The sequence below is a fragment of the Psychrobacter sp. 1Y4 genome (assembly GCF_051847555.1).
In genome coordinates this window covers 1-913 of sequence record NZ_JBPYDE010000255.1, presented here as the reverse complement: position 1 = coordinate 913, position 913 = coordinate 1, and the positions used below count along the sequence as shown (strand labels likewise).

Genomic DNA, 913 nt, shown 5'->3' with positions numbered 1-913 from the left:
CCACGCTATCAGGATACATGGCGGCATAAGCAACACTGATGGCACCGCCCATTGAGTTACCACCGATATGAATATGAGACGCGACCCCTTTTGCTTGTAGCAGCTCATGTAAACGCTGTGCCTGAGCGTCGGCGCGATAGTCAGCTTGTATCGGTTTACTAGACTCACCAAAACCCAGCAAGTCTGGAATGATCAGATGATAATTGCTCAGCTCTCTAGCGATACGGGTAAAGTTGTCTTTGTTTGCCCCAAACCCATGGATGAGCAGTAACGGCTCGCCGTTAATATTGCCACCTTCTAGATAGGTCATGGTATCGCCAGAAGCCAGCGTCAACACCTTTTTTTCAAGCTTGGCTTTATTGCGCTCGAACTGTATCAGCTTTTGGGTGGCATTCACCGCAAGCGTATTGGGCGCGGTGGTGCAGGCTACAACGGAAAGACTAAATAGGGCGACAAGGCTTAAACGTTTTAGTGTCATCGAAACATCCTTGTTAGAAATACAGTCAATCCACTCTTAACTTGGATCAACTATAGTATAAAAAGTATCTACGCTATGATTCTAACGATAAATGCGGCTTTATATTTATAAATCTCTTACTTTGTAGTCAAATCAGCGTCATACTTTTCAGAGTTCTTATGTCCATCAGAATTTTATAATCAGTAAAAACCAAGCTGGCCTCATAGAAGATATAACTTCAAAAGGACAGTAACAACGTTAGTAACACATTTCGTACTAGGGCTTATGTCAGCACGTGGTTTGCTTACCGTTCTAATAAAAATGGCACGGGCATTGTCATTTATAATAAGCGTTTTTATGCGATCAGCTTCAAGTTCGTTACCTACCCTCTGTCCTAAGACGCATTTTTATCATAAATCAAAGCCCACTTGAATGGCGCAAAAGGAAAGACATTGA

The 913-nt window shown here is 42.7% G+C and carries 1 protein-coding gene; it reads right to left on the bottom strand.

What is annotated here, in order from left to right:
* Nucleotides 1-478 (bottom strand): alpha/beta fold hydrolase (locus tag ACS8FC_RS15595; RefSeq protein WP_439297439.1); only part of this gene is annotated, 478 nt, incomplete at its 3' end.
* Between the last annotated feature and the right edge of the window lie 435 nt (nucleotides 479-913).